The sequence below is a fragment of the Burkholderia sp. MSMB1588 genome (assembly GCF_001546925.1).
Taxonomy (GTDB): Bacteria; Pseudomonadota; Gammaproteobacteria; order Burkholderiales; family Burkholderiaceae; genus Burkholderia; species Burkholderia humptydooensis.
In genome coordinates this window covers 2,443,240-2,467,306 of record NZ_CM003770.1, presented here as the reverse complement: position 1 = coordinate 2,467,306, position 24,067 = coordinate 2,443,240, and the positions used below count along the sequence as shown (strand labels likewise).

Annotated in this window: 18 protein-coding genes and 2 pseudogenes; 15 read left to right on the top strand and 5 right to left on the bottom strand. The window is 70.0% G+C overall.

The features are described 5' to 3' along the window. Positions 1 to 12: 12 nt before the first annotated feature. Entirely contained in the window at positions 13 to 897 is an 885-nt protein-coding gene (locus WS92_RS10190; RefSeq protein WP_009914778.1) for a metal-dependent hydrolase, read from the bottom strand. A 600-nt stretch (positions 898 to 1,497) separates the two neighbouring features. Between WS92_RS10190 and WS92_RS10185 the strand changes: the two genes are divergently transcribed. From WS92_RS10185 to WS92_RS10175, 3 genes are all read left to right on the top strand, one after another. Continuing rightward, complete coding sequence (locus tag WS92_RS10185; protein ID WP_006027474.1) at positions 1,498 to 1,842, top strand: DUF3088 domain-containing protein; 345 nt, start codon at positions 1,498 to 1,500, stop codon at positions 1,840 to 1,842. Positions 1,843 to 1,938: 96 nt separating this feature from the next. Continuing rightward, positions 1,939 to 3,285, top strand: a complete 1,347-nt coding sequence (locus WS92_RS10180; RefSeq protein WP_059930094.1) for an LLM class flavin-dependent oxidoreductase — start codon at positions 1,939 to 1,941, stop codon at positions 3,283 to 3,285. Positions 3,286 to 3,473: 188 nt separating this feature from the next. Further along, positions 3,474 to 4,445 (top strand): nucleoside hydrolase, encoded by a 972-nt coding sequence (locus tag WS92_RS10175; RefSeq protein WP_059930091.1) that lies wholly within the window; start codon positions 3,474 to 3,476, stop codon positions 4,443 to 4,445. A gap of 25 nt (positions 4,446 to 4,470) precedes the next feature. On the opposite strand, the gene rbsK is transcribed toward WS92_RS10175, so the two are convergent. Continuing rightward, positions 4,471 to 5,403 (bottom strand): ribokinase, encoded by a 933-nt coding sequence (gene rbsK / locus WS92_RS10170; RefSeq protein WP_059930089.1) that lies wholly within the window; start codon positions 5,401 to 5,403, stop codon positions 4,471 to 4,473. Between the two features lie 567 nt (positions 5,404 to 5,970). On the opposite strand from rbsK, the gene WS92_RS10160 reads away from it, so the two are divergent. Together WS92_RS10160 and WS92_RS10155 are read left to right on the top strand one after the other, a co-directional pair. Further along, positions 5,971 to 7,665, top strand: a complete 1,695-nt coding sequence (locus tag WS92_RS10160; protein WP_059930085.1) for a VRR-NUC domain-containing protein — start codon at positions 5,971 to 5,973, stop codon at positions 7,663 to 7,665. Continuing rightward, positions 7,662 to 9,929 carry an ATP-dependent DNA helicase gene (locus WS92_RS10155; RefSeq protein ID WP_059930083.1) on the top strand — a complete coding sequence of 756 codons (2,268 nt, stop codon included), beginning with the start codon at positions 7,662 to 7,664 and terminating at the stop codon, positions 9,927 to 9,929. Before WS92_RS10160 ends, WS92_RS10155 begins: the two co-directional genes overlap by 4 nt. Positions 9,930 to 10,002: 73 nt before the next feature. On the opposite strand, the gene WS92_RS10150 is transcribed toward WS92_RS10155, so the two are convergent. Continuing rightward, complete coding sequence (locus WS92_RS10150; RefSeq protein ID WP_059930082.1) at positions 10,003 to 10,911, bottom strand: LysR substrate-binding domain-containing protein; 909 nt, start codon at positions 10,909 to 10,911, stop codon at positions 10,003 to 10,005. 219 nt (positions 10,912 to 11,130) lie between these two features. Between WS92_RS10150 and WS92_RS31740 the strand changes: the two are divergent. The 3 genes and pseudogenes from WS92_RS31740 to fliD form a co-directional block, all read left to right on the top strand. Next, positions 11,131 to 11,683, top strand: a pseudogene (locus tag WS92_RS31740) (ABC transporter substrate-binding protein); the annotation flags it as partial. Then, positions 11,675 to 12,647, top strand: a pseudogene (locus tag WS92_RS10135) (L-2-amino-thiazoline-4-carboxylic acid hydrolase); the annotation flags it as partial. The pseudogenes WS92_RS31740 and WS92_RS10135, both read left to right, overlap by 9 nt. A 114-nt stretch (positions 12,648 to 12,761) precedes the next feature. After that, positions 12,762 to 14,303 (top strand): flagellar filament capping protein FliD, encoded by a 1,542-nt coding sequence (gene fliD, locus WS92_RS10130; RefSeq protein WP_059930076.1) that lies wholly within the window; start codon positions 12,762 to 12,764, stop codon positions 14,301 to 14,303. 300 nt (positions 14,304 to 14,603) lie between these two features. On the opposite strand, the gene WS92_RS10125 is transcribed toward fliD, so the two are convergent. Continuing rightward, positions 14,604 to 15,503, bottom strand: a complete 900-nt coding sequence (locus WS92_RS10125) for a LysR family transcriptional regulator (RefSeq protein ID WP_059930074.1) — start codon at positions 15,501 to 15,503, stop codon at positions 14,604 to 14,606. Between the two features lie 108 nt (positions 15,504 to 15,611). Here WS92_RS10125 and WS92_RS10120 point away from each other — a divergent pair, with 108 nt between their 5' ends. Further along, positions 15,612 to 16,289 (top strand): DsbA family protein, encoded by a 678-nt coding sequence (locus WS92_RS10120; protein ID WP_059930072.1) that lies wholly within the window; start codon positions 15,612 to 15,614, stop codon positions 16,287 to 16,289. 94 nt (positions 16,290 to 16,383) lie between these two features. Here WS92_RS10120 and WS92_RS10115 read toward each other — a convergent pair whose 3' ends face one another. Next, positions 16,384 to 17,415, bottom strand: coding sequence for a zinc-dependent alcohol dehydrogenase family protein (locus WS92_RS10115; protein ID WP_059930069.1), 1,032 nt, complete (start codon positions 17,413 to 17,415; stop codon positions 16,384 to 16,386). A gap of 136 nt (positions 17,416 to 17,551) precedes the next feature. Here WS92_RS10115 and WS92_RS10110 point away from each other — a divergent pair, with 136 nt between their 5' ends. The 6 genes from WS92_RS10110 (at position 17,552) to WS92_RS10085 (ending at position 24,030) form a co-directional block, all read left to right on the top strand. After that, a complete protein-coding gene (locus WS92_RS10110; protein ID WP_059930067.1) occupies positions 17,552 to 18,484 on the top strand; it encodes a LysR family transcriptional regulator in 933 nt (310 codons plus the stop codon). A gap of 165 nt (positions 18,485 to 18,649) precedes the next feature. Beyond that, the gene (locus tag WS92_RS10105) at positions 18,650 to 19,597 is read left to right on the top strand and encodes an aldo/keto reductase (protein ID WP_059930065.1); all 948 of its coding nucleotides are present in this window, start codon (positions 18,650 to 18,652) and stop codon (positions 19,595 to 19,597) included. A gap of 174 nt (positions 19,598 to 19,771) precedes the next feature. Beyond that, on the top strand, positions 19,772 to 20,599 hold the full coding sequence (locus tag WS92_RS10100; RefSeq protein ID WP_059930063.1) for a molybdenum cofactor biosynthesis F family protein: 828 nt from the start codon (positions 19,772 to 19,774) through the stop codon (positions 20,597 to 20,599). After that, entirely contained in the window at positions 20,596 to 21,429 is an 834-nt protein-coding gene (locus WS92_RS10095; RefSeq protein ID WP_006027456.1) for an SDR family oxidoreductase, read from the top strand. The genes WS92_RS10100 and WS92_RS10095 overlap by 4 nt, the downstream gene beginning before the upstream one ends. 222 nt (positions 21,430 to 21,651) lie before the next feature. After that, on the top strand, positions 21,652 to 22,362 hold the full coding sequence (locus tag WS92_RS10090; protein ID WP_059930320.1) for a response regulator transcription factor: 711 nt from the start codon (positions 21,652 to 21,654) through the stop codon (positions 22,360 to 22,362). A 165-nt stretch (positions 22,363 to 22,527) separates the two neighbouring features. Then, complete coding sequence (locus WS92_RS10085; protein WP_015603524.1) at positions 22,528 to 24,030, top strand: aldehyde dehydrogenase family protein; 1,503 nt, start codon at positions 22,528 to 22,530, stop codon at positions 24,028 to 24,030. Positions 24,031 to 24,067 lie beyond the last annotated feature (37 nt).

The window sequence follows — 24,067 nt, the reverse complement described above, 5'->3', positions numbered from 1 at the left end:
AAGACGCGGCGTTCAGCTCGCCTGCATGGTCATCGGATGCAGCGGGATGCGCCGCGGCGCCGCTTGCGCCGCATATCGCGCGTTGCTGGCATCGATGTTCGCGAGCAGCCGTTCGAGCTGCGCGAAGTGCCTGCGGTTGTCGTGCTGCCACGGATGGAAGCCGGGCTTGAAGTAGGCGAGCGTGCTCGGCACCAGATGGATGAAGCCTTTCACGAAGAACCGCGCGAACGCCCACTTGCCCGTGACCTTGCCGTGCATCCGCCGGTGCGCGTTCATGAACGCCATGTGGAAATAGAAGTTCGTGCCCCAGAACACGGCGCTCGTGAGCAGCATCGAACCGACGCGCATCAGATAGCGCGTCGGTCCCGGTTTCATCACCGCGTTCCACACGTCGAACGCGACCGCCTTGTGCTCGGTCTCTTCCATCGAGTGCCACAGCCACATGTTCGCGTATGCGTCGGCCGAGTCGTGGAAATGCTCGAAGTTGCTGAGCAGCATGTCGGTCATGATCGCCGTGTAGTGCTCGAATGCGATCGTCTGTGCGAGCTGCAGCGGCGGCGGCAAGAGCTTGCGCATCAGTCCCGTGAATTTCCAGAAGCCGCGGTCGAGCCGATGCGCGGGATAACCGGCTGCTTCGGCGACGTCGTTGAACTCGACGTGCTCGCGACTGTGCATCGCTTCCTGCCCGATGAAGCCCTGAACCTGCTTCAGCAGTTCGGGGTCCTGAATGCGGTCGCGGTAGTGACGGACCGAGTCGATGAAAAAGCGCTCGCCCGCGGGGAACATCAGCGACAACGCGTTGAAGTAATGCGTGTTGGCCACGCCGTTCACGTGCCAATCGCCAATGCGATCGGGCGGAAGGGCGAAGCGAACGTCACGACGGACAATGGCAGGCATCGGGTCTCTCCATATCAATACGAATCGACGGCGCGTCCGCATCGATGCGGCGCATCGCGGGCGGACACGGACGGTAGAGCCGTCCACGTTCCGTTCGCGGAATCGTGGCGGCTCTTTTTAATAACGATCGTTATTCAACGAACGCTACGCTGCGATTTGATCTCTGTCAACTGAATCAGTGTTCGATGTAATTATTTGCGGCGAAGAAGCAAGGCTGTCGGTCGGTGGCGGGCGGGTGGCCGGCTCGGGGGCGACTCGTGGGCCGGCGCGAAATAGAACGCTCGCGCGTATCGGCGCGCGGCCGGTGCATGGTGCGTTGCCGCATTCGCCAGGCAGCGAGGCGCGGTCCATCGCATTGCGTTGCAACACGGCAGCGCAGCGTGCGGCGCACGACGTCGCGTCGCGCCTCGCGAATCCGCGCGAGGCGCCGGACGAATCCCGGCGTCGCGCCACGTCGTCCGTTGCAGGCGATCTCGCCGCCGCGCGCTTAGCGCCGCCGCGCATATCGATCTGCGGATAAATTCGTGGCGACGCGCATTCGATCGGCCGAGAATCGCCGGCATTCCCAACGACTTGCCTCGCGTGCGAGGCCGACCGCCGATGAGCCGAGATCTGCTGCTCCTGCTGGAACCCGGATTCGCCGATCCCCAACACCCGGGCGAGCGTTTCGTCTGTCCCGGCAGCGTGCCGATCGAGGGCCTGCTTGCGAGCGATCCGTCGAGGCAGGCACGCCTCGACATTCGCCGGCTGCCGTTCGCGAGGCCGCGCGAAGCGGCGATCGCTGCGCTCGATGCCGATCACCAGGGGCTGCCGGTGCTCGTCCTCGGCGACGACGCGCCGCCGCCCGACGACGCGCTCGCGCTCGGCGGCAAGCGTTTCGTCACCGATTCGCGCCGCATTCTCGAACTGCTCGCCGAACGGCACGGCTTTCCGAAGCTGCACTGAACGGCGCCGCCGCGCCGCGGTCCGACGGCGTCGCGGCATCCGGCTCCGCGTGTCGCCACGGCGCCGTCGTCCCGGCGCCGCTGCTCGCCTTCATCGATGACATACGTCCTGACGCGGCCGCCGCGCCGTCAACTGCATCTGAACGTCAACATCCTGCACTCGGGCTTCGTGCCGTCCGCGTGGCGGACCGACGAAGCCGATCCGCGCGCGTTCGTCGACGTCTCGCATTACGTGCGCGTTGCGCGGATCGCCGAGGCCGCGAAGTTCGACGCGGTGTTTCTCGCGGACAACGCATCGATCGTCGATCAGATCGACTTCCGCCCGATCACCGCGCTCGAACCGACGATCCTGCTCGCGATGATCGCCGCGGCGACAACGCACATCGGCCTCATCGGCACCGCGTCGACGAGCTACAACGAGCCGTTCAATCTCGCGCGCCGCTTCGCGTCGCTCGATCATGCGAGCGCCGGACGCGCCGGCTGGAACGTCGTGACGACGGCCGACGCCGGCTCCGCGCGCAATTTCGGCCTCGACGCGGTGCCCGACCATGCGGCGCGCTATGCGCGCGCGGCCGAGTTCGTCGATGTCGTGAAGGCGCTGTGGGACAGTTGGGACGACGACGCGCTCGTCGGCGACAAGGCGAGCGGCCGCTTCGTCGATACGGCGAAGGTGCGGCCGATCGCGCATCGCGGCGCGCATTTCCGCGTGCAGGGGCCACTGAACCTGCCGCGTCCGCCGCAGGGGCATCCGGTGCTCGTGCAGGCGGGCGGCTCGGCCGACGGGCGCGCGTTCGCGGCGCGGCACGCGGAGGCGGTGTTCTCGGCATCGCAATCGCTCGACGAGGCGCTCGGCTACGCGCGCGAGCTGAAGGCGGCGGCGGCCGGGTTCGGCCGCGACGACATCAAGGTGCTGCCGGGCCTGACGACGATCGTCGGCGCGACCGAGGCCGATGCGCTGCGCCGCCGCGACGAGCTCATCGATCTGATTCCGCTGCGCTACGGCCTGAACCGGCTCGCGGGCACGCTCGGCGTGCCGGTCGAGCGGCTCGCGCCCGATGCGCCGCTGCCCGACGATCTCGTGCTGCCGGACGGCGGCAACGGCAACCACACGTTCTTTCATGCGACGCTCGCGAGTGCGCAGCGGCACGGCTACACGGTGCGCGAGCTGATCCGCGCGATGGCGGGCGGCGGCGGGCATCGGGTGATCGTCGGCACGCCCGAGCAGATCGCCGACGACATCGCGCACTGGTTCGACGCCGGCGCGGCCGACGGCTTCAACCTGATGCCCGACGTGCTGCCGGGCGGGCTGCAGGATTTCGTCGACGGCGTCGTGCCGATCCTGCGGCGGCGCGGGCTTTTTCGCGCCGAATACGAAGGGGCGACGCTGCGCGACCATCTCGGTCTTTCTCGGCCGGTGAACGCGGGGGCGCGCGAACGCGCGTGATGCTCGGCTCGCCCGGGCGGGCCTTTGTTCATTGACCGTTTCCGCGTGCGCCGTTTCGCCGTTTCGCCGTTTCGCCGTTTCGCCGCGCGGCGCGCAAACCGTCGCGCAGCGAAACGGCGGCACGGGTATCATTCGACGCTTCCCACCCTCGCGCGGCGGCGGCATGCCGCGCTCACTACAAGATACCCATGAGCCTGCAGAAGATCATCTACGACACGGACCCGGGCGTCGACGATTCGATGGCGCTCGTGTTCCAGGCGCTTCATCCGGACATCGAGCTGCTCGGCGTGACGAGCGTGTTCGGCAACGCAACGATCGACACGACGACCCGCAACGCGCTCTATCTCGCGGGCCGCTTCGCGCCCGGCGTGCCTGTCGCGCGCGGCGCGGCCGCGCCGCTGCGGCGGCCGGCGCCCGAGCCGCTCGGCGGCATCCACGGCGACGACGGCCTGGGCAACACGGGCCTCGCCCTGTCCGTCGACGCCGCGCGCGCGCCGAACCTCGACGCCCGGCCCGCGCATCGCTTCATCATCGACACGGTGCGCGCGCATCCGCACGAAGTCACGCTGCTCGCGGTCGGGCCGCTCACGAACCTCGCGCACGTGCTCGCCGAGGATTCGGAAGTCGCGACGCTCGTCAAGCAGGTCGTCATCATGGGCGGCGCGTTCGGCACGGCGGGCGTGCTCGGCAACGTGTCGCCCGCCGCCGAGGCGAACATCGCGGGCGACCCCGACGCGGCGGACATCGTGATGTCGGCGTCGTGGCCGCTCGCGATCGTCGGGCTCGACGTCACCCAGGCCACGATCATGACGACCGAGTATCTGGCCGCGCTGCGCGACGAAGCGGGCGACGCCGGCCGCTTCGTGTGGGACGTGTCGCGCCACTACGAGGCGTTCCATCGCGCGAGCGCGGGGCTCGCCGGGATCTATGTGCACGATTCGTCGGCGGTTGCATACGTGGTCGCGCCTCAGTTGTACAGGACGCGCACGGGCCCGGTGCGCGTGCTGACGAGCGGCATCGCGGCCGGCGAGACGATCCAGAAGCCGGCGACGATGACCGTGCCCGCGCCGGACTGGGACGGACGGCCGTCGCGCGATGTGTGCATCGGCGTCGACGCGGACGCGATGCTCGCGCTCTACCGCAAGACGCTAATCGGCTGACGGGCGGCGCGCGATCCGCCGCCCGTCACGTGCCGAAGCCGATCGCCTGCAGAAAGCGCTCGAACGTCGCCGCATCCGCGTACGACTTCTGCGTGCCGAAGCCCGTCACCGAATGCGCGGCATACGCGGACGCGAGCCGCATCGCGGCGGGCACGTCGAGCGCCGCCGCGTAGTGGCGTGCGAAGCAGCCGATGTACGCGTCGCCCGCGCCTGTCGTGTCGCGCGCGTCGACGGCAACGGGCGGCACGCGCACGACGCCCGCGCGCGACACGAGGAGCGAACCCTTTTCGCCGAGCGTGACGATCACGTGCTTCACCCCGCGCTCGACCAGCGAGCCCGCTGCGCGCTCGATCGCGTCGGGCGTATCGGTCGGCATGCCCGACACGAGCGCGAGCTCAGTCTCGTTCGGCACGAGGAACTCGAGCTTCGCCAGCCGCGCGAAGTCGAGATCCGGCACGCCGGGCGCGGGATTCAGCAGCACCGGGATGCCGCGCGCGGCGGCGAAATCGATTGCGTAGTAGACCGTCTCGATGTCGATCTCGAGTTGCAGCACGACGAGGCGGCTCGCCTCGATCTGCGCGGCGGCCGCGTCGATGTCGGCCGGTTGCAGGTGCCGGTTCGCGCCCTTGACGATCAGGATCCGGTTGCGCGAATCGGGGCTCACGAAGATCGGCGCGACGCCGCTCGATACGCCGGGCACGCGGCGCACGTGCTCGATGTCGACGCCGAAGCGCTCGAAGTTGCGCAGCGTGTCCTCGGCGAACAGGTCGTCGCCGACCTTCGACACCATTGCGACGCGCGCGCCCAGCTTCGACGCGGCCACCGCCTGGTTCGCACCCTTGCCGCCGCAGCCGAGCTCGAAGTTCGGCGCTTCGAGCGTTTCTCCGTCGGCGGGCATCCGCGTGACGTAGGTCACGAGATCGACCATGTTGCTGCCGATGACGGTGATCGTCTCCATCAGTCGTGTCCTCGGAAGGGAAGTGTTGTCGTGATTGTTGAACGCGCGTCGAACGCGCGTCGGGCGGGCGCCTTGCGGCGGTCGCATTCGAATGGAATCACATCGACGGCGCGCGCTCAATTGTTTTTGCGAACGCGACGCGGAGCGATCGATACGGGCGCTCGCATTCGCCTGTCGGAGACGCGTGCGGCGGCCGGTTGGGCGAGCGGGGCGCGCCGGCTCGACGTGGCCGATGGCCGAGCCGGACGGTGTCGCCTGGCGCGCCGGGCCAGCCGGACATCGCGATCGAGAAGCCGGTGCCGGGCGTCACATGCGCGAGCGGCTCGGACAGTTCGATCGGGTGCAGCACGGGGGTTCTGAACGGCGCGCCGCATCGGGCGCCGCATCGCGGGTGCGCTTCGCGCTCGCGCGGGCGGCACGCTTCGCGAAGCCGCGCGGCGCGAAGCGATTGCACGCGCGCGCCGGCGGCCGGCCGTGCGCTATCATTCGCGGATGCCCCGTCTGGCCGAGGTTTTCCGTCCCCGTAATCGGGGCGGCGCCATCGGCCGATCCTGACCGCCGAAGCCCGTGCCGCCCGATCCGTCGTCTCCTCCCGCGTTCTATTACCTGTCGAACTTCGAGCGTGCGCTCGCGTGGCTCGTCGAGCGCTACGACGACGTGCTCGACGCCGATGAGCACGCGTTCGTCGCCGCGTTCGGCGCGCTGCCGCGCGCGTCGCGCGCGCTGCTCGTGCGGATGCTGATGCGCAAGGGGCCGATGTTTCGTGCGAGCAAGCTCGTCTATGACGAGATCGGCTGTCCGCACGCGGCCGCGGCGCCGCTCGTCGCGCTCGGCTGGATCGATCCGGAGCCGGCGCTTTCGCTCGACGCGCTGTTCGCGCTCGCGACGAAGCCCGAGCTGCGCGACGCGTTTCCCGATGCGCCCGCGAGCGGCGCGATCCGCAAGACCGACTGGCTCGACGCGCTGCGCGCGCGCTACGACGGCGAGCGCCCGTGGGCGCGATGGCTGCCGTCGATCGACGATCGCGTGCTGCGCGTGACGGTCGATGCGCTCTGCAACCGGCTGCGGCTGATGTTCTTCGGCAATCTGCATCAGGACTGGTCGGAGTTCGTGCTCGCCGACCTTGGGCTGCTGCAGTACGAGACGGTTGCGTTCGCGCCGTCGTCGCGCGCGTTCCAGCGGCGCGGCGACGTCGACGCGTATCTGCAACTGCACGCATGCCGCGAGCAGCTCGAAGCCTGGCCCGTTGACGCGCCGCTTGCGCCGCTCGTCGACGCGGCGGCCGCGGTCGACTGCGGGAACGCGTGGCTCGCGATGCGCCGCGCGAAGCTGGCGTTTGCGATCGGCCAGGCGTGCGAGCGCCGCACGGACTGGGGCGGCGCGCTCGCCGCGTATGCCTCGAGCGCGTGGCCCGGCAGCCGGCAGCGGCGCGTGCGCGTGCTCGAACGCTGCGAACGCTTCGGCGCGGCGCTCGCGCTCGCCGACGAAGCGGCGCGCACGCCCGAAAACGAAGCGGAGGCGCAGCAGATCGCGCGGATGCTGCCGCGGCTGCGGCGGCGCGTCGGCTTGCCGGCCGTGCGCGCCGCGCATGCGCAGGAGATTCCGCGCGACGGCATCGAGCTCGCGCATCCGGGCGTGCCGTATCCGGTCGAATACGTTGCGCGCGATCACCTGAGCCGCGCGGACGCGCCCGTCTTCTACGTCGAGAACGCGCTGATCAACTCGCTGTTCGGGCTGCTGTGCTGGGAGCCCGTGTTCGCCGCGGTGCCGGGCGCGTTCTTCCATCCGTTCCAGCGCGGGCCGGCCGACCTGCACGCGCCCGATTTCCGCGCGCGCCGCGCCGCGCAGTTCGACGCATGCCTCGCGCAGCTCGACGGCGCGCGATACCGCGACACGATCCGTCGGCACTACAGGCAGAAGATGGGCGTGCAGTCGCCGTTCGTGTTCTGGGGCGTGCTCGACGGCACGCTGCTCGAGCACGCGCTCGCGTGCCTGCCCGCCGAGCACCTGCGGCTGTGGTTCGAGCGGCTGCTCGACGACGTGCGCGGCAACCGCTCGGGGCTGCCCGACCTCGTGCGCTTCTGGCCCGCCGAGCGCCGCTACGAGCTGATCGAAGTGAAGGGCCCGGGCGACCGGCTGCAGGACAATCAGATTCGCTGGCTCGACTACTGCGTGCGGCACCGAATGCCGGTGCGCGTGATCGACGTGCGCTGGAGCGGCGACGCGCAAGCGTCGTCGCGGGACGAGGAGGCGCTCGCGTGAGCTACGTCGTCGCGGTGCGCGCGATGTGCGAATTCACCGCGCGCGAGGGCGATCTCGATCTGCGCTTCACACCCGCGCCGAGCGCGCTCGAAGGCATCGCCGGGCATGCGACGGTCGCGGCGCGGCGCGGCGCCGGCTACGAGAAGGAGATCGCGCTGTCGGGCGAGCATCGCGGCCTCACGGTGCGCGGCCGCGCGGACGGCTACGATCCGGCGCTGAACCGCGTCGAGGAAATCAAGACGCATCGCGGCGATCTCGCGAGGATGCCCGCGAACCAGCGCGCGCTGCATTGGGCGCAGGCGCGCGTGTACGGGCATCTGCTGTGCGAATCGCGCGGGCTCGCGGAGCTGAGCGTCGCGCTCGTCTATTTCGATGTCGGGACGCTGCGCGAGACGGTGCTGACCGAAACGCACACGGCCGCGACGCTGAACGCGTGCTTCGCCGAGCAATGCGAGCGTTTCGTCGACTGGGCGGCGCGCGAGGACGCGCATCGCGTCGCGCGCGATGCGGCGCTGCGCGCGCTCGCGTTTCCGCACGCGCGCTTTCGCAGCGGCCAGCGCGAGCTCGCGGTCGCCGCCTATCGCGCCGCGCGCGACGGCCGCGCGCTGCTCGCGCAGGCGCCGACGGGCATCGGCAAGACGCTCGGCGCGCTGTTTCCGCTGCTGAAGGCGTGCGGGGAAGCGCATCTGGACCGGCTCTTCTTCCTGACCGCGAAGACGCCCGGCCGCGCGCTCGCGCTCGACGCGGCCGACACGCTGCGCGCTGCCGCGGACGGCGCGCTGCCGCTGCGCGTGCTGGAGCTCGTCGCGCGCGACAAGGCGTGCGAGCATCCGGACGCCGCGTGTCACGGCGAATCGTGCCCGCTCGCGCGCGGCTTCTACGATCGGCTCGCGGCCGCGCGCGCCGCCGCGCTCGAACATGGCCGGCTCGATCGCGCGACCGTGCGCGCGGCCGCGCTCGCGCACGATATCTGCCCGTACTATCTCGCGCAGGAGCTCGCGCGCTGGTGCGACGTCGTCGTCGGCGACTACAACTATTACTACGACGGCAGCGCGTTGCTGCATGCGCTCGCGCAGCAGAACCAGTGGCGCATCGGCGTGCTCGTCGACGAGGCGCACAACCTGCTCGACCGCGCACGCGGGATGTACAGCGCGGCGCTCGACCAGCGCGAGCTCGCCGGCGTGCGCAAGCTCGCGCCCGCGCCGCTCGCGAAGGCGCTCGAGCGCCTGAACCGCGAATGGAATGCGCTCAATCGCGAGCAGGCGGGCGCGTACGCCGTGCATCCGGACGTGCCGCCGCGCGTGCTGTCGGCCGCGCAGAACCTGATCGGGCGCTTCTCGGAGCTCGCGGCGCAAGTGCCGCTCGCGCTCGACGATGCGGTGCTGCGCTTCTGTTTCGACGCGATTCATTTCGTCGCGCTCGCCGAGCAGTTCGGCACGCATTCGATCTTCGATGCGACGCGCGTGCGCGCGCCGGCGCCGCGCCGCGGCGGCAACGCGTCGATCCTCTGCGTGCGCAACGTGATTCCCGCCGACTTCCTCGCGCCGCGCCACGAAGCCGCGCGCGCGACCGTGATGTTCTCGGGCACGCTGAGCCCGTTCGATTTCTACCGCGACACGCTCGGGTTGCCGGACGACACCGGCACGCTCGACGTCGACGGGCCGTTTCGCGCCGAGCAACTGACGGTGAAGGTCGCGTCGCACGTGTCGACGCGCTGGCGCGACCGCGAGCGCTCGCTCGAGCCGATCGTCGAGCTGATCGCCGCGCAGTACGCGGCGCGGCCGGGCAACTATCTCGGATTCCTGAGCAGCTTCGAGTATCTGCAGCAGGTCGTCGCGCGGCTGCGCGAGCGCCATCCGGCGCTGCCCGTCTGGGAGCAGGCGCCCGGCATGGACGAGGCCGCGCGCGACGCGTTTCTCGCGCGCTTCGAGCCGAACGGGCAGGGCATCGGCTTCGCGGTGCTGGGCGGCGCGTTCTCGGAGGGCGTCGATCTTGCCGGCGACAGGCTGATCGGCGCGTTCGTCGCGACGCTCGGGCTGCCGCAGGTCAACGACGTCAACGAGGAGATGCGGCGCGCGATGGGTGCGCGCTTCGGCCGCGGCTACGACTACGTCTACCTGTTTCCGGGCTTGCGCAAGGTCGTGCAGGCGGCGGGGCGGGTGATTCGCACCGAGCACGACGAGGGCGTGCTGCATCTGATCGACGACCGCTTCCGGCGCGGCGAAGTGCGGCTGCTGCTGCCGCGCTGGTGGCGGCTGAGCTGACGCGACGGCCGCGCGGATCGCCCATCGTGCGGCATGTGCGGCATGCGCGGCATCGTTCGAGCTGCCCGGCGTCTCAACCCGCTTCGCGCTTTCCCAGCGATTGCCTCAACCAGTCGGCGAGCCGCTGCGCGCCGTCCGGCAGGTCCGCATTCGCGCGCGTGCACAGATAGTAGTCGCGGCCGTCGTCGAGCGTGTGGTCGAACAGCGTGACGAGTTCGCCGTTCGCCAGTTCCCGCTCGATCAGCGGCACGCGCAAAAGCGCCGCGCCGAGCCCCGCGCGCGCTGCGGCGAGCGTCAACTGACCATCCTCGAACAGGGGGCCGACCGTGCGCGTGACGTGTTTCACGCCCGCGCGCTGGAACCAGTTGACCCACGTATTGCGATCCTCGTCGTGCACGAGCGGTGCGGCGGCGAGGTCGGCGGGCCGCCTGAACGGCCCTTGGCGGCGCGCGAACGCGGGGCTGCATACGGGCACGACCGCGCCCGACACCAGCCGCTCGCACCGATAGCCGCGCCAGTCGCCGACGCCGACGCGGATCGACAGGTCCGACGCGTCACTCAGGTAGTTGCGGTGGTGCGCGTACAGCACCGTCACGTCGACGTCCTGGTTCTCCGCGAGAAACGCGTGCAGGCGCGGGACGAACCAGCCGGTCCCGAATAGCGGAATCAGGCTGATCGTGATCTGCCGCAGCGACGAGCGGTCGCGAACGGAGCCGGTCGCGCTGCGCAGCACCGAGAACGCGGCGCTGATCGACCGGTAGTAGGCGCGCCCTTCGTCGGTGAGCCTGAGCGTGCGGCCGTCGCGCAGCGTGAGCGGCGTCTGCACGAAAGTCTCCAGCAACTGCAACTGGTGGCTGACCGCGGACGGCGTGATGTCGAGCTCGGCCGCCGCAGCCGTGACCGAGCCGACCCGCGCGAACGCCTCGAACGCGCGCACGGCGCGCAATGGCGGATCATTGGTCAATCGTTCGATATTTTTCATGTATCGAATTTTATCGAAACGTCTTTCGTTGCGAAAATGAAAAAAACTGGCTTGAATACAATGTCTTAATGTGCCGGCGCGGTATCGGCATAAATACCGAACAATTGAATATTTGCGGCCATTGATTCCAGATATTTAATATTTTTCATGTGTGGTGCGCGCTCTTCTTATTTCTCTTCGATCTCCAGGTTCCGCTCCCAGATGAAATTTCCCGCCATGTTGCCGCTCGGCGTCGCGCTTTGGGGCGCCGCCGTCTTTTCCGCGTCCGCCGCGCAAGCGCAAGCGCCTGCCCGCGCAGCCGAATCCGCTGAATCCGGCGAGGTCGGCCGGCTCGCGCCGCAGACGGTGCTGATCGGCCTCGCCGCGCCGCTGACCGGCCCGCCGGCGCGTATCGGCAAGGATCTGCAGAACGGCGCACAGCTCGCGCTCGACGACGCGAACAGCCGCCATCCGACGCTCGGCGGCAAGCCGGTCGTGTACCGGCTCGTCGCCGCCGACGACCAGTCCGACCCGCGCGCTGCGGTGACGGTCGCGCAGCAGATCGTCGAGCGGCGGGTGATCGGCGTCGTCGGGGCACCAGTACACGCGGCAAGGCTATCCGACCGCGCTCCGGATCGTCGGCCATGACGACGCGAGCGGCGCGTATGCGGGCGCGGACGTCGTGAAGACGCTGGGCGTGAAACGGATCGCCGTGATCGACGAGCGCACCGCGTTCGGCGCGGGGCTCGCGGATCGGTTCGTGAAGAGCGTGGACGCGAACGGCGGCGCGATCGCGTTCGACGCCGAAGGCAATCTGCGCGACCCGGCGTTCACGATCTATCGCGCGGGCGGCGGCAAGTGGGTGGCGGTCGATGTGCTGGGCGGCGTCGGCGCGAACGGCAACGCTGCGGGCGGCGCGCAATCGGGCTCGTCCGGTTCGACGGGCTCGGCGGGCTCGACGAAAGTCGCGAACGCATCGAAATGACGGCAATCCAGGAGACACACCGATGACGATCATTCCCATCCATCCGGCCGCGGGCGGCGCGGCGGACGGCGAGCCGCTCGGCATCCTCGCGCGGCGGCGCATCGAGGCGGAGATCATCAAGCCGATCTACGAGATCATGAAGCGCGAGTTCGGCGTCGAGCGCGCGCAGGCGGTGATCGCGGAGGCGGTGCGCGGCGCGGCGCTCGACGCGGGTCGCGCGTTCGCCGCGAAGGAGCTGGGCGGCACGAGCATCGCGTCGTTCGCCGCGCTGCAGGCGCTGTGGGAGAAGGACGATGCGCTCGACGTCGACGTGCGCCACGCGGACGACACGCATTACGACTACGACGTGCGCCGCTGTGCGTATGCGCAGATGTATCGCGAGATGGGCCTCGCCGAGATCGGGCATCTGCTGAGCTGCGCGCGCGACAGCGTGTTCATCGAGGGCTACGACCCGCGCATCGAGCTGACGCGCACGCGCACGCTGATGCAGGGCGGCACGCATTGCGATTTTCGCTACCGGATGGCGGAGCCGGGGCGGGGCGGCGGGGGCGAAGCGCAGGCGCAGACGGAGGCACAGACGCAGACGCGCGAGTCGACCGGGCCGACGGAGTCGTCGCCGGGGCTTCGAACGAGGTCTGCGCCGGAATCCCGGGCGGCCAGCGATGCGCCGGGCGCTCGTCCCTCATCCCCGCCGACGCCCGATCGGGACGCCGCCGCATCGTCGCCCGCCGGCGCGCGCGCGAACCCGGGGGCAAGCGATGCGGCGCGGTGACCGCCTGAATCAACGCTTACAACAATCTTCACAAACTGATTCCAATAATTGCGATATGCTTTCATATTACGAATGACCATGAAATAAACCAACCACACAAACGGGGGTAATTCGATGGCGATCACCCAAACGGGGACCAATGCGCTGCTGGCGGCCAGTACGCAAAGCGATGTCTGGTCGCAAATACAGGATGCCGCGCAGTCGCTGATCAACGGCGCCACGGGCAAGACGGCAATGGACGTGAGCGGGCTCGTGTCGGTGCTCGTCAACGCGAAGACGGCGGGCCAGGCCGCGGAGATCAAGAACCAGGCGGCCTGGAACAGCACGCAGATCTCGGCGCTCGGTGCGCTCAAGCTCGCGCTCAGCAACCTGAAGACGGGCGTCGAGCCGCTGTCCGACGGCATGCTCGCGCAGCAATTCACGTCGAAGGCGAGCGGCAAGGGGCTCGCCGCGACGATGGACAAGGGCATGGTCGCCGGCAGCTATCAGGTCGAGGTCAAGCAGATCGCGCGCTCGCAGACGCTCGTGTCGGCCGGCTTCGATCCGAAGCAGCAGCTCGGCTCAGGCACGCTGACGCTCAAGGTCGGCGACCGCTCGACGTCGATCGACATCGACGCGGCGAACAACACCCCCGCCGGCATCGCGGCCGCGATCAACTCGGCGAAGAACAACCCCGGCGTGACCGCGACGGTCGTGACGGGCACCGACGGCGCGCACCTCGTGCTGCGCTCGAGCGCGTCGGGCAGCGCGAACGTGATCAACGTGAGCGTGGCGAACGTGAAGGACGACGCGGGCCTGTCGGGGCTCGCGGTCCAGTCGACGGCCGACGGCAAGGGCGGCAAGTCGGCGATCACGTCGGCGGGCGACGCATGGAAGCAAAGCGACTTCGCGCAGGATGCGATCGTCACGGTGGGCGGCGTGATCACCGCGCGCAGCGCGGACAACGCGGTCAAGGGCGTGATCGCGGGCGTGACGATCAACGTGACCGAGGAGGCGATCGGCGCGCCGCAGACGCTGTCGATCGCCCGCGACATCGACGGCCAGGCGCGCACGGTGACGAACTTCGTCGACCTGTACAACTCGATGATCGGCACGATGGGGCAGCTCACGTCGTTCGACAAGACGGCGAAGCCGGGGCAGCAGGGCGGCCCGATGATCGGCGATTCGATGCTCAACGGCATTCGCAATTCGCTTGCGCACATCGTCGGCGGCGGCGTGCCGCACGGCGACAACAAGCGCGCGTCGCTCGCGGCGCTCGGCATCACGTTCGCGCGCCCCGGCGACAAGCAGCCGGAAGGTTCGCTGATCGTCGACAAGGCCAAGCTGAACGAAGCGCTGCAGAACGATCCGCAGGCGGTGGAGGCGCTCTTCAACAAGACGAACGGCATCGGCGCGCAGGTCACGAAGGCGCTCGACGCGCATTTGCGCAAGGACGGTTCGTTCGACATCCGCTCGAATGCGATCGACCGCGACATGAAGAGCATCGCGCAGCGGCAGGCGCGGCTCGAGACCTACGCCACGCAGTTGACCGCGCAGTACAAGGCGCAGTTCACCGCGCTCGACGCGCTGATGGCGCGGATGCAGCAGAACACCAACTATCTGACGCAACTGTTCGGCGGCGCGAACAGCTCGGGCGCGCTCGCGAACAACAAGTGACGCGAACGGGGGCGCGGCGGGCAAGGCCCGGTGTACTGCGCTCCTGCGGGAAGACCGGGGTTCGCGCGGTGCGAGCCTTGGCGTCTCGTCTCGGCGGCGGCCACGCGCGGCGGTAGTGCGCGTGGCCGCCGTTTTTCGTTTTGGTGTCGTCGCGCGTTTTGTCGATGCTCCGACGCCGTGCGGACGCGGCCGGGCCTTGCGTCGGCGCTTGCCCGGCTCGCGATGATTCGTCCCGCTTCACGTTGCCGCGTCACCTTGCCGCTTCACGCCGCCGTATCGCCGGGACGCGGTGCCGTGCGTCTACGCGTCCCACGCGGGCGTGTCGCCGAAACGCTCGGCGAGGAAATCGATCATCGTGCGCATCGCGAGCGGCATCTGCTTGCGCGACGCGTAGACCGCGTAGATGCCGAGATCGGGCGCCGCGCAGTCGGGCAGCACGCGCACGAGCGCGCCCGCGCGGACCGGCTCGGCCGCCGCGAACGTCGGCAGCAGCGCGACGCCGCCGCCCTTGATCGCCGCGCGCAACAGCACGAGCGCGTCGTTCGCGCTCAGATTGCCCTGCACGGGCACCGTCGCCGGCTCGCCGTCGCGCGTCAGGTGCCACAGGCTCTGCCCGAAATAGGCATACGTCAGGCAGTTGTGCCGCGCGAGATCGTGCGGCCGCTTCGGCGCGCCGTGCTCGGCCAGGTAGCCGGGCGACGCGCACAGCACCGAGCGGCACGTGCCGAGCCGCCGCGCGATCAGGCTCGGGTCGACCTCGTTCGTGATCCGGATGGCCAGATCGATCCGTTCGTCGACGAGATCGGTGGTGCGGTCGGTGACGAGCAGATCGACCGACACGGCCGGGTAGCGGGCCAGGTAGTCGAGCACCGCGTCGGTCACGTGCGTCTGCGCGAAGATCGCGCTCGCGGTGATCCTCAGCGCGCCGCGCGGCGCGTCGCCCGGCTCCGCGACGACGGTCGCGACGTGATCGGCGAGCCCGAGCATGTCGCGGCAGAGCGGCAGCATCTGCGCGCCCGCCGCGGTCAGCGTCAGGCGCCGCGTCGTCCGGTGCAGCAGCCGCGCGCCCGTCCATTGTTCGATGAACGCGACGTAGCGCGACGCCATCGCGCGCGACATGTCCAGATGCTGCGCGGCGGCCGATACGCTGCCGCGCTCGGCCGTTTCGACGAACACCTGCATCGCGGTGATTCGGTCCATATTCGCTCAATCCATGCAACAAATTGTCGACTCGTACATTCTATTTGATCGAATGGATATCGAATAGACTCGCTCCACTTTCCTTGTCTTGGCAAACGAGCGACCGCGATGAACCAATTCCAGCTTCAGTATTTCTTCGATCCGCTGTGCGGCTGGTGCTATGCGAGCGCGCCCGCGCTCGCCGGGCTCGACGCCGCGCACCCCGGCGTGCTCGAGCTGATGCCGTCGGGGCTCTTCACCGGCGAAGGCGCGCGCGAGCTGACACCCGAATGGGGCGAGTACGCGTGGCGCAACGATCAGCGCATCGCGCAGATGACGGGCCAGCGCTTCACGCACGCGTATCGCGAGCAGGTGCTGCAGCGCGGCGGCGTGCGTTTCGATTCCGGGCCCGCGAACCGCGCATTGACCGCGCTGGGGGGCATCGACGCGCGGCTCGAGCGGCCGCTGCTCGAGGCGATCCAGTTCGCGCGCTACGTCGACGGCCTCGACACCGCGCGCCCGGACGTGCTCGCGCGCGTCGCGGCGGACGTCGCGGCGCGGGCGGGCGGAGCGACGATCGACGCCGACGCGCTCGCGCGCCGGATCGACACCGACGCCGCGCTCGCGAGCGCGACGGCCGAACGCATCGCCCGCACGCAGCAGGCGATGCAGCGGCTCGGCGCGTCAGGCGTGCCGCAATTGCTGCTGACGGTGGGCGAGCGCGGCTACGTGCTGCACGGTGCGACCCTGTACGGCGGCGCGCAGGCGGCCGTCGCGGCGGTCGAGCGCGTGCTGCGGGAGGCTTGACGCGGGCGTCGGGCGTCGGGTAGTCGGCCGATTGCCTGATCGGCTGTTCGCCGCCCCGCCCGAGGGCCGGCGCGCCGACGCGGGCGACATCCGCTCAGTCGCGCACGCGGACGACGATCTTGCCGAACGGCCCGCGCTCGAGATGCGCGAACGCGCGCCGCGCGTCGCCGAACGCGTAGACCGTATCGATGACCGGCTTCAGCCGATGCGCGTCGATGGCCGCAACGAGCGCTTCGAGCGCGCGCCGGCTGCCGACTGAAATTCCGTGCAGCGTCGCGCGCCGCAACATCAGCGGCACCGCGTCGAGCCGAATCTCCGGCGACGCGAGCAGCCCGACCTGCGTGATCCGGCCGCCGTCCGCGAGCGCGCGGACCGACTGCCGGACGTTATCGCCGCCGATCAGCTCAATCACGTGGTCGACGCCGCGGCCGCGCGTCAGCTCGAGCGCGCGTTCGGCCCACGCCGGCGTGCGGGCCGTGTCGATCGTCGCCCACGCGCCGAGCGCTTCGGCGCGCGCGAGCTTCGCCGCATCGCGCGACGTGACGATCACGCGCGCGCCGAGCGCGGCGGCGATCTGCAAGCCGAACAGCGCGACGCCGCCCGTGCCCTGAACCAGCACCGTCTGATCCGGCTGCAACGCGCCGTCCTCGGCGAGCGCGACCCACGCGGTCAGCGCGGCGATCGGCAGCGTCGACGCGTCGAGGTCGGACAGCGTGTCGGGCGCGCGCACCGCCGCGGACTCGTGCAGCAAGACGTAGTCGGCGAGCACGCCGGGCAGCGGCCCGCCGAGCGACAGGCCGTGCTCGCGCATCTCGGCGGGCGGCGCGCCGTCGAGCCATTGCGTCCAGAAGTTGCCGATCACGCGGTCGCCCGCGCGAAAGCGCGCGACGCGCGCGCCTGTCGCCACCACCTCGCCGCACATGTCGGATGCGGGCACGAACGGCATCGGCGGCCGCTGCGGCAGCAACTCGCCGTTCGCGACGAGCTTGTCGCGGTAGTTCAGCGATACGGCGGCGACGCGCACGAGCAGTTGCCCCGCGCCTGGCGACGGAATCGGGCGCTCGGCCTGTTCGAGCCTGTCGATGCCGAATTCGGGCAATTGCCATACGCGCATGGTGTCCGTCATGTTCCCCTCGCTGGATCGATTGAATGGGCTCGCCGCGAGGCGAGTCGCGATGACGCATTCTATTGAGGACATCTGCGCTCCAGTTGCGCTATGTTTTCGCAACACTGGATCTCCAAAGTCTCCAATCGGATACCGGATGAACATCACGCGGCTGAATCATTTGCAAGGCATGCTGGCCTTCGTTCATGCGGTGAGTGCGGGCAGCTTCACCGCCGCGGCTGCGCGGATGGGCGTGTCGAAATCGGCGGTGGGCAAGAGCGTCGCGAAGCTCGAGGCGCAGCTCGGCGTGCGCCTGCTCGACCGGACGACGCGCTCGCTCGGCCTGACGACGGAAGGCAGTCTCTATTACGCGAGCTGCGCGAAGATCCTCGACGAACTCGCGCACGCGGAATCCGCGCTCGCGCACCGCCGCCAGCAGGCGAGCGGCCCGCTGCGCGTGAGCCTGCCCGTGTCGTTCGGGCGGCGTTGGGTGCTGCCCGTGCTGCTCGACGTCGCCGAACGGCATCCGTTGCTGCGGCTCGATCTGTCGTTCACCGATCGGCCGGTCGATCTCGTCGACGAAGGGATCGATCTCGCGGTGCGGATCGGCGACCCGGGCGACAGCGCGAGCCTCGCGTGCCGCGGCCTGGGCCGGCAGCGCTCGGTGCCGTGCGCGTCGCCCGCGTATTTCGCGCGGCGCGGCCGGCCGCGAACGCCCGAGCAACTGCGCGAGCACGATTGCATCGTGTTCGCGCGCGACGGCCGCGTCGCGCCGTGGCTGCTCGCCGACGACAACGGCAGCCCGCTGGCGGCGGCGGTGCGGGCCGCGCACACGATCGGCCACGGCGACGCGCTGCTCGACGCGGCTGTCGCGGGCCTGGGCATCGCGTATCTGTCGACGTGGCTCGCGGCCGACGCATTGCGCGCCGGGCGGCTCGAAACCGTGCTGGCGGAGCGCGTGGTCGACGACATGCCGATCAACGTGCTGTGGCCGCATTCGCGCGCGCTCGCGCCTAAGGTGCGCGTGACGGTGGACGCGCTCGTCGAGCGCTTCACGCCGGCGCCGCCGTGGGCGGGCGACGCCGCGTGACGGCGGCCGCCGTCAGCTTGCCGGCCCCTGGTCGGCGCAGGGTCTTTCGAAATCAGGTTTAATCGGTTTGAGCCGCGCCGGCCGCGCGTTAGCATCGACGATTGAATCCACGCGCCACGCGCCACGCGCGCCGGCCGGACGCTCATCATCGAACGGAGAGAAAAGATGGCACTACGCTCACTCGGCACCTCGGCGATTCAAGTTTCGCCGCTCGTGTTCGGCGGCAACGTGTTCGGCTGGACCGCCGACGAGAACACGTCGTTCTCGTTGCTCGACGCGCTCGCCGATACCGGCATCAATTTCATCGACACGGCCGACGTCTATTCGGCATGGGCGCCCGGCAACCAGGGGGGCGAATCGGAGACGATCATCGGCAAGTGGCTCAAGCGCTCGGGCAAGCGCGACCAGGTCGTGATCGCGACGAAGGTCGGGCTGCTCGAAGCGCGGGCCGGCCTGTCGCGCGAGAACATCCTGAAGGCCGCCGACGATTCGCTGCGGCGCCTGCAGACCGACTACATCGATCTCTATTTCTCGCACCGCGATCTCGCCGACACCGCGCCGCTCGAGGAAACGCTCGGCGCGTATCAGACGCTGATCGAGCAGGGCAAGGTGCGGATCATCGGCGCGTCGAACTACAGCGGCGCGCGGCTGCGCGAGGCGGCTGAACTGAGCCGGCGCACCGGCCTGCCCGCGTATCAGGTGATCCAGCCCGAATACAACCTGTACGACCGCGAGGAATACGAGCGCGATCTCGAGCCGGTGGCGACCGAGCTGAAGCTCGGCGTCGTCACCTATTACGCGCTCGCGAGCGGCTTCCTGTCGGGCAAGTACCGGTCCGAGGCGGACCTGAAGAAGAGTGCGCGCGGCGGGCGCGTCGAGCAATATCTGAACCCGCGCGGCTTGCGGATTCTCGCGGCGCTCGATGCGGTCGCGGCGAAGCACGCTTCGACGCAGACATCGGTCGCGCTCGCCTGGCAGATCGCGCGGCCGAGCATCACCGCGCCGATCGCGAGCGCGACGTCGATCGAGCAGTTGAGCGCGCTCGGTGCGGCGATCCGGCTGCAGCTCGACGCGGACGACATCCGGCAGCTCGACGACGCGAGCGCGCCGTAAGCGGGAGCGTTTTCCGCGTCGCATCCACGCCGCCCGTGCGGAGTGGACGTTCGCGTCCGATCTCGCCGACGCCATTCAACCTTTCGGTCGATACCGCGCGGTCCGGCGCGCGGGCACCATGACGCCTGTTTCGCGATTGCGCTCGTTCGCGCCGTCGCCCAATCGGAGGAAAGCATGGGAGCAGATCCGGTTTTCATTCAAGTCGGCGCGCTGGCCGAAGGTTTCGCGCCCGGCAGCCACATACTCGCGCCCGTCGACGATCTCGCGGGACGCACGCTCGCGCTCGCCGCGACAGACGGCGCGACGCGCGAGTACACGTTCGCCGATCGATCGACGCTGCGCTGGCGCGAGCGGCAAGCGGCGGGGGGCGCGAGCGGCGAGGCCGCGTACCGCGCGACGCAACTGCGCGACGGCATCTATTTCGTCGACTACGTCGATCCGACCCGGCGCGCGACATCGGTCAGCCTCGTGCTCGATTTGCCGCGGGGCGTCTGGACGTCGGTCGAAGGCGTGCTGCCGGCTGAAGACGACGTGCGCGTCGATTCGTTTTCGCGCGTCGCCCGCGGCTTGCCGTTGACGGGCGTCGACGCGACGTTCCGTCACGGCGCGATCGTGGGCGCGGCCGCGCCCGGCCCGCTGCACGCGCCGACGCGCGAGCTGGTCGGCAAGCGGACGATGTACCGCTACAGCGCGACCGAGTGCTACGAGCACATCTACCTGAACGACGAGTTCTACGCGTGGCATTGCCTCGCCGGCGTCGAGCGCGGGCTCGCGGACGTCGACCGCTGCCATTGCTTCAAGCTCGCCGACGCGCTGTACCTGTTCGTCTGGCGCGAGAAGATCGTGCCGACGCTCGGCGTCGTGCTGATCGATCTCGACCGGTGCAGGACGGACGGCAAGATCTTCGGCTACCGCGAGGGCGATTTCGGCGCGCTGTCGAATTTCCCGATCGGCGCTCATGCCCAGGTGCTGAACGAAACCGTGCATCCGCTCGCGCGATGAACGGCGCCGGTTCGACGCGCGCGGCGCCGCCGAGCGGCCGGCTCGTCGCCGATTTTCGCGGCCGCACGGCGCTCGTGACGGGCGGCGCGCAAGGCATCGGCGCGGCGATCGCCGATGCGTTCGCCGCCGCCGGCGCGAGCGTCGCGATCGCAGACTTGCAGGGCGACGCGGCCGCCGCGTTCGCCGCGCGACTGGCCGCACGCGGCACCGCCGGCGGGCAAACGGTGCGTGCGCACCGGGTCGACGCCGCGCGGCGCGACGAACTGTTCGCGCTCGTGGCGCAGGTCGAGGCGGATACCGGGCGGCTCGACATCGTCGTTCACAACGCGGCGTACTTCCCGCTGACGCCGTTCGACGCGATCGCGCCCGACGTGCTCGAGCGCACGCTCGCCGTCAATCTGTCCGCGTTGTTCTGGCTCACGCAGGCGGCGTTGCCGGCGTTCGAGCGCGCGGGGCAGGGGCGTGTGCTCGCGACGTCGTCGGTGACGGGGCCGCGCGTCGCGTACCCGGGGCTTGCGCACTACGCGGCGTCGAAGGCCGGCGTGAACGGCTTCATTCGCGCGGCGGCGCTCGAACTCGCGCAGCGGAACGTGACCGTCAACGGCGTCGAGCCGGGGATGATCCGCACGCCGGCCGCCGGCAATCTCGGCGATGCGGCGCACGGCGAGCGGATCGCGCGCGGCGTGCCGCTCGGCCGCCTCGGCGAGCCGGAGGACATCGCGGCCGCGATGCTGTTCCTCGCGTCCGACGCGGCGGGCTATATCACCGGGCAGACGATCGTCGTCGACGGCGGCGCGACGCTGCCGGAGACCGCGGCGGCGACCGGATAGCGGGGCCGGCATGGAAGCCGGCGCGCCGGCTGCCGCGCCGAAGCCGTCCATCGGCGTCCGGCATGGGGATGCAGAGCGAGTGTACGGGCCGCGCGTTCGTCGCGGTATCGGCCGTTCGGCTGAATGGGCGTCTGCACGATTTGCCGATTCGGGCTCATCGCGGCGTCGGCGGCGCGGCTACGCTGCCGGGGCCGCCCGCTCGCGATCGAGATGCCCGCCGCCATGACGCACGACCCAGCCAGACCCGATGCCGACGCCGATCCCGCGTCGTATGCGCACGCGCTGCGAACCTGCGTGACGTCGCTGCAGGCGCTCGCGCGGCCGACGGCCACGGTGTTCTACCGGATCGACGCAAGCGGCGAGCCGGTCGATTTCGAGCTGTTCGGGATGACGGCCGCGATGCATCGCGCGTATGTGAGCCGTTACCGGCCGCTCGATCCGCTGCACCCGTCGCGCTGCGCGTCGCAGCCGGGCGCGGTCGTCACGCTCGCGTCGCAGTTGCCGGACGAGCGGCGCGACGCGTCGTCGTACTGGACGGGCTTCCTGCGGCGGCACGGCGTCGCCGATGTCGTCGAGGTGCTGCTGCGCGACTGCGGCGCGGCGGTCGCCGCGTTCTCGCTGCTGCGTCTGGCGGGCGACGGCCGCTACTCGGCGGCCGAGATCGCGGCGCTGCATGCGGTCCAGCCGGTCGTCGAGGTCGCGCTGCTGCCGCCGCTGCGCGCGGTGCGCGGAATTCGCCGGATCGCGTGCGACGCGCGGCTCACGCATCGCGAGGAGCAGATCGCGCGGCTCGTGCGCGACGGGCGGTCGAACAAGGCGATCGCGCGCGATCTCGCGCTTGGCCAGCCGACCGTCAAGACACATCTGCTGCGGATGTTTCGCAAGCTCGGCGTGTCGAACCGGACCGAACTCGTCGGCGTGCTGTTCCTGTGACGGGCGGGCGACGCCGCCGCGCGCCGGTCCCGCCCGCCAAGCTGCCAATTTGCGCTAACCCGCCGCGAAACCGCGTCGCTACAGTGGTGCGACCGATCCGCGCCGCCATCGTCCGGCGCGGGCCGAGCGATCACATGAACGATCACATCCCAACACGAGACGCACATGACACAGACCGACCTCGTCGCCGTGGCCGACACGGTGCGCACGTTCACCGAACGCGAATTCGGCATCTTCATCGACGGCGCGATGCGCGCCGCGCATTCGCCGCGCCGGCTCGACGTATTCGATCCCGCCACCGGCGAGCGTCTTTCGCGCGTGCCAGACGCCGATGCGCACGACGTCGAGGCCGCCGTCGCGAGCGCGAAGCGCGCATTCGACTCGCGCGCATGGAGCGGGCTGCGGCCGGCCGATCGCGAGCGCATCCTGCTGAAGCTCGCCGACCTGCTCGAAGCGCATGCCGAAGCGCTCGCGCAGCTCGAAACGCTGAATCAGGGCAAGTCGATTCTCGTGTCGCGCGGCGTCGAGGTCGGCGCGACGATCGAATACGTCCGCTACATGGCGGGCTGGGCGACGAAGATCACCGGGCAGACGCTCGACGTGTCGATTCCGTTTCCGCCCGGCGCGCGCTACACCGCTTACACGCGCAAGGAGCCGGTCGGCGTCGTCGCCGCGATCGTGCCGTGGAATTTTCCGCTGATGATCGCCGTCTGGAAGCTCGTGCCGGCGCTCGCGGCGGGCTGCACGGTCGTGCTCAAGCCGTCGCCCGAGACGCCGCTCACCGCGTTCAGGCTCGCCGAGCTCGCGCTCGAAGCGGGCGTGCCGGCGGGGGTGTTCAACGTCGTGACGGGCGGGCGCGAGTGCGGCGCCGCGCTCGCGAGCCATCCATCGGTGCGCAAGATCTCGTTTACCGGCTCGACCGCCACGGGCAAGCTCGTCGGCGCGGCCGCCGTGCAGAACATGACGCGCTTCTCGCTCGAGCTCGGCGGCAAGAATCCGATCGTGATGCTCGAGGACGTCGACGTCGACGCGGCGCTCGGCGGCGTCGCGGCGGGGGCGTTCTTCAATCAGGGGCAAGTGTGCGCGGCCGCGTCGCGCATCTACGTGCACCGCAGCAAGTTCCGCCGGCTCGCGGACGGGCTCGCCGGCGTCGCCTCGGCCATGCGGCTCGGCCCGGGGCTCGACCCGGCCGCGCAGATCAACCCGCTCGTGTCCGCGCACCATCGCGACAAGGTCATGCAGCACATCGAAGAAGCGCGCCGCGACGGCCTCACGTTCCTCGCGGGCGGCACGCGCGTCGACGATCTGCCCGGCTACTTCGTGCGCCCGGCCGTGATCGCCGATGCGGCGCACGACAGCGCGATCGTGCGCGACGAAGTGTTCGGGCCGGTCGTCGTCGTGCTGCCGTTCGACGATCCGGCCGACGCGGTGCGGCTCGCGAACGCGTCGCCGTATGGGCTCGCCGCGAGCCTGTGGAGCAACGACCTGAAGGCGGTGTTGGATCTCGTGCCGCGGATCGAGGCGGGCACCGTTTGGGTCAATTGCCACATTCCGCTCGATCCGTCGATGCCGTTCGGCGGCTACAAGCAATCGGGCATCGGCCGCGAGTTCGGCCAATACGCGATCGAAGGCTTCACCGAAACCAAATCCGTCTGCATCGCGCACTGAACGCGCGGACCGTTCGATTTTTCCCCGGAGCAATGCA

What these genes read in the sequence shown, in the direction of transcription:
- WS92_RS10190 (WP_009914778.1), bottom strand. Translation starts at nt 897, where the DNA reads ATGCCTGCCATTGTCCGTCGTGACGTTCGCTTCGCCCTTCCGCCCGAT.
- WS92_RS10185 (WP_006027474.1), top strand. Translation starts at nt 1,498, where the DNA reads ATGAGCCGAGATCTGCTGCTCCTGCTGGAACCCGGATTCGCCGATCCC.
- WS92_RS10180 (WP_059930094.1), top strand. Translation starts at nt 1,939, where the DNA reads ATGACATACGTCCTGACGCGGCCGCCGCGCCGTCAACTGCATCTGAAC.
- WS92_RS10175 (WP_059930091.1), top strand. Translation starts at nt 3,474, where the DNA reads ATGAGCCTGCAGAAGATCATCTACGACACGGACCCGGGCGTCGACGAT.
- rbsK (WP_059930089.1), bottom strand. Translation starts at nt 5,403, where the DNA reads ATGGAGACGATCACCGTCATCGGCAGCAACATGGTCGATCTCGTGACC.
- WS92_RS10150 (WP_059930082.1), bottom strand. Translation starts at nt 10,911, where the DNA reads ATGAAAAATATCGAACGATTGACCAATGATCCGCCATTGCGCGCCGTG.
- fliD (WP_059930076.1), top strand. Translation starts at nt 12,762, where the DNA reads ATGGCGATCACCCAAACGGGGACCAATGCGCTGCTGGCGGCCAGTACG.
- WS92_RS10125 (WP_059930074.1), bottom strand. Translation starts at nt 15,503, where the DNA reads ATGGACCGAATCACCGCGATGCAGGTGTTCGTCGAAACGGCCGAGCGC.
- WS92_RS10120 (WP_059930072.1), top strand. Translation starts at nt 15,612, where the DNA reads ATGAACCAATTCCAGCTTCAGTATTTCTTCGATCCGCTGTGCGGCTGG.
- WS92_RS10115 (WP_059930069.1), bottom strand. Translation starts at nt 17,415, where the DNA reads ATGACGGACACCATGCGCGTATGGCAATTGCCCGAATTCGGCATCGAC.
- WS92_RS10110 (WP_059930067.1), top strand. Translation starts at nt 17,552, where the DNA reads ATGAACATCACGCGGCTGAATCATTTGCAAGGCATGCTGGCCTTCGTT.
- WS92_RS10105 (WP_059930065.1), top strand. Translation starts at nt 18,650, where the DNA reads ATGGCACTACGCTCACTCGGCACCTCGGCGATTCAAGTTTCGCCGCTC.
- WS92_RS10100 (WP_059930063.1), top strand. Translation starts at nt 19,772, where the DNA reads ATGGGAGCAGATCCGGTTTTCATTCAAGTCGGCGCGCTGGCCGAAGGT.
- WS92_RS10095 (WP_006027456.1), top strand. Translation starts at nt 20,596, where the DNA reads ATGAACGGCGCCGGTTCGACGCGCGCGGCGCCGCCGAGCGGCCGGCTC.
- WS92_RS10090 (WP_059930320.1), top strand. Translation starts at nt 21,652, where the DNA reads ATGACGCACGACCCAGCCAGACCCGATGCCGACGCCGATCCCGCGTCG.
- WS92_RS10085 (WP_015603524.1), top strand. Translation starts at nt 22,528, where the DNA reads ATGACACAGACCGACCTCGTCGCCGTGGCCGACACGGTGCGCACGTTC.